The sequence below is a fragment of the Thiohalorhabdus sp. genome (assembly GCF_036628635.1).
Taxonomy (GTDB): Bacteria; Pseudomonadota; Gammaproteobacteria; order Thiohalorhabdales; family Thiohalorhabdaceae; genus Thiohalorhabdus.
Map to the genome: position 1 here is coordinate 1 of NZ_JAZKRM010000103.1, position 3,559 is coordinate 3,559.

At 64.0% G+C, this 3,559-nt stretch carries 4 protein-coding genes; all 4 read right to left on the reverse strand.

The window, feature by feature from the left end; translation table 11 throughout:
- Nucleotides 1-322: 322 nt before the first annotated feature.
- Nucleotides 323-1,069 carry a hypothetical protein gene (locus tag V5A19_RS14010; protein WP_332319675.1) on the reverse strand — a complete coding sequence of 249 codons (747 nt, stop codon included), beginning with the start codon at nt 1,067-1,069 and terminating at the stop codon, nt 323-325.
- Nucleotides 964-2,223 (reverse strand): hypothetical protein, encoded by a 1,260-nt coding sequence (locus tag V5A19_RS14015; RefSeq protein WP_332319676.1) that lies wholly within the window; start codon nt 2,221-2,223, stop codon nt 964-966. Before V5A19_RS14015 ends, V5A19_RS14010 begins: the two co-directional genes overlap by 106 nt.
- Before the next feature lie 30 nt (nt 2,224-2,253).
- A complete protein-coding gene (locus V5A19_RS14020) occupies nt 2,254-3,111 on the reverse strand; it encodes a hypothetical protein (RefSeq protein WP_332319677.1) in 858 nt (285 codons plus the stop codon).
- A 29-nt stretch (nt 3,112-3,140) separates the two neighbouring features.
- A partial coding sequence (locus tag V5A19_RS14025) for a hypothetical protein (RefSeq protein WP_332327968.1) occupies nt 3,141-3,559 on the reverse strand: 419 nt, incomplete at its 5' end.

A 3,559-nucleotide genomic window follows, 5' to 3' on the forward strand; every position in this document is an offset into this window, starting at 1 on the left:
CTCGGGCATGCCGAAGCGCTCGGCGAACTCCTTGGTGTACACCCAGACGTTGATGTCCTCCTGGTAGGCCTGATCCGCCTCGGGGGTGAAGGTGGTAGTGTAGTCGTCGCCGGCCGGGCTTGGTGCCGGGAACATCAGCACCACGGCGCCCATCATTTCGGTCGCCCGAGATAGGACACGGGTCCGACGAGCCTTGGGCGGCAGTCCGAGGACGGACGCCAATAATGAGGCGGGAAAGGCCCATCTACGGGCCGTTTGGCCTGGCATGGATGCCCCCTTTTCCGCTTGAGTCAACAAGACCACTAAAGCCCGGTCGCCTTTGTCAAGCCGCCGGGCGGCGTCTATCCACCGCCCGAATGGGGCTGGGCGAACGGGCACCCAGCTTGTCAGCTTTGCCGCTGCCGTTGGTCTCGGCATTGCCGGCGGCGATGGCATCGCTCAGATCGGTCTCGCTACCCCCGAAGATGCGGTCCGCCTGGCTTCCGCCGGCAATCAGGTCGCCGTCGGGGCCGGCCTCGATGCGGTCGCGGCCGCCGGCGCCCTCGATGTGGTCGTCGCCGCCGCGGAAGGCGTTGACGTCGTCGTCGCCGCCCCTGGGCAGGATGTGGTCGTTGCCGGCGCTGTCGTAGAGGGGGTCGGCCTGGCCGGGGTTGGGCTCAAGGGGCTGCTTGTAGACCCGGTTGCCCAGGTCGTCGTAGCCGTACTGGATGCCCGGCTCAGAGGAGTCGGTGTCCTTCCAGGCGTAGTCGCCGGCGATGGTGCGGGTGGTCTGGGGCTCACCCGGCATCTCCCAGGTATGGATGCCGAAATCCCCCTCGCTCCAATTCTGGAGGGTCACCGAGGCGCCGCCCGGACCGGAAATGGTCAACGGCGAGTTGCGCGTGGCGGTGAAGCCGGTGCCGGGGACGGTGAATTGACCCGCACCGGTTTTGCGTAAAAAGGTGACGCGCTTGCCGTTCAGGATCAGGCTGTTGCCGCCGGAATCGGTGAGGGTACTGGTGCCGCCGCTGATCTCGTAGGTATCAAAACCGGCACCGCCTTCGAGCTCGTTGTCGCCCGACCGGCCCACCAGGGTGTCGTTGCCCTTACCACCAAAGAGGCGGTCGTCGCCCCTTTTCTGCCGTCCAGGGCGTCGGTGCCTTCGCCACCGTACAGGACGTCGGCGCCGCCGGCGCCGGCCAGGCCGTCGTTGCTGGAACGGCCGATCAGGAGGTCGTTCTGGTGGGCGCCGGTGCCGATTGCAAAGCCGTCCCGGCGGGTGCCCTGGAGGGTGCCGCCGGCTTCCGGGGCCACCTGGATGTCCCGGTAGTCGATGGGGATGCCCGCCTCGCCGTACGCCGCCACCAGCTTGTTCCTGGCCCCGGCGAAGGCTTCCTGCACCGTGGGCACGTTCAGATTGGCCCCGCCCCGGCTGGCCGCCCCATCGATCAGGGCCTGGGCATCGCTCACCTCGTCCCGGTAGCGCCCCTCGTAGGCCAGGATGGTGTCGCGGTGCTTGGCGAAGGTCCGGTACGCCTCCAGGGCCTCGGCTTCGGTGGGAGCGTCGCCGTCACTCAGGCCGAACATCGCCGATTCGGCGTAGCGGCGGGTGGCGATGCCTTCGGCGGTGTTCGGCGGGCTGGCGGACAGGGCACCGGCATTGGAGTTGTAGCGGATCTCGTACCAGGCCTCGGCGCGGTTGCCATCGGCCAGGGCCCCGGCAAGGCCATCGCCAATCAGGGGCCCAGCATTGTTGTAGGCCAGGGACAGAAGCGCCCGGCCTTCCCGGGTGCCCTGGACCGTCTGGAAGAGGTTTGCGCCGGCGGTTTCCCCCAGGTGGGCTTGGAGGCGGTTCTTGAGCGCTGTCTCGGCGGCATCTACCTCAATGTCTAGCAGGGTGCTGGCTGGGGACTCGGAGACCTGCCAGGGGGAGTTGGAGCCGCTAATCGAGTCGACCAGACTACTGGTGTCCTTGCCGGCGTTCTTGTAATCGGCAATCTTCCGAAGGGTCCGGCGAGTTTGGGAGTCAGGCGGCTCCAAACCGGCTGCCTGGAGCTTTTCATCCAAGTCATTGGGAACTTCCCATCCATCATTATCTCGGACGAGGGCGAAGCCGTATCCGAGGGTCGGGATGCCCCTGCCGTCGTCATGCAGGTTGAAAGTATTCTTCGGAGGCTCGACCTGCTTGAGGAATGCCTTGGTGTCGTTCTTCCAGCTGCTGTCGGCGCGGTAGTTGATAGGCATGGCTTACTTCCTCCCTGAGTCAGAAACACACTACGGGCTAAAGAAGGCGCAATCTTGGGATTCCAAATCCAACTTTCCGGATTTCGGATCCAATGGTGTAAGAGTTACATACTTTTCTTCCAGGCTCCCTATATCTGCATCCAAAATAAAATGGTTCCCCTGATACCTCACAAGGAACATATTCCGGATATTCGGGTCGCCCTTGTCGAATGGTGCTAGTGTTCCGGTACCGTACCTGGGACGAGGGTTGCAGGTTTCCGGGTTTCGGCCATCCAAATCACCGTACCGACCGTAGATTTTATTCAAGCCTTTCCGTCTTTCAGGAGGTAGGTAATCGTGTCCATCCTCTTCAAAGAAATAGCTCGGACCCTGCCAAACCAATGTCAGATCCTTAGGGTAAGATTCATCGATATACGACAAGGGCCATAAGGCAAAACCTTCGCCTGCGTAAACGGTTTGGAGAACTAGCCCCGAATCCGGGTCTTTTTCTTCTGAAAACGTCAGCTCCTTCCTCGAGCACCCGGGCAGCAATTCCTGCAGCTTCGGATCCTCGAAGCGATCCGTTTCCACCTTCGGCGGGATCCGCTCGAACTTCCCCGGATGGTTCTTCAGGTCCTTTAGCATCCGCCGGCAGTATTTGGTATCGCTGTTCCTCCCGTGCGCCACGTCGTAGGAAGGCAGCCGCTCCCACAGCTCGTCGGTCGTCTGCGGCAAATCCTCGGCCGCCAACGCCGGGCTTGCCGCTCCAAGCACGAGCCCGACCATCACCGCTACCAGCCCGCCCGGCAGCCACACGCAGAAACGGCGCCGGGTGGGGCCAGAAAACGCGCGTCGGTTGGGCGTTGTCGGCGTGAAATGGGCCCGGAGTGGCCCCGGACAGGCAGGCATGGTTTTCCCCCTTTTCGGACAGTCGGTTTCTAGGCCGCCACGGTCGGGCTGGCCCTGTCAATCTCAGCGAATGGAAGCCGGTGTGGGCCAACGGCATCGTCGTCGCCGCCCCCGGGCAAAATGTGGTCGTTGCCGGCGCTGTCGTAGAGGGGATCGGCCTGGCCGGCGTTCTCTTGCAGCGGCCTCTGGTAGATCCGGTTGCCCAGACTGTCGTAGCCGTACTGGACGCCCGGGGTGCTGGGGTCGGTGTCCTTCCAGGCGTAGTCGCCGGCGATGGTCTGGTCGCTGCCGGCGTCCCGGGTGGTATCCGGGAGGGCCTCGTCCTGGATGGTGAGATCCTGCACGGTCAAGGAGGTGCTGGTCCCGTTGCGCCCGAGCAGAGAGACAACCAGGTCACCGAGCTGCTCGTCCTGGCTGTCGCCGTCGGGCCGGGCTTGGAGGGTTAGGG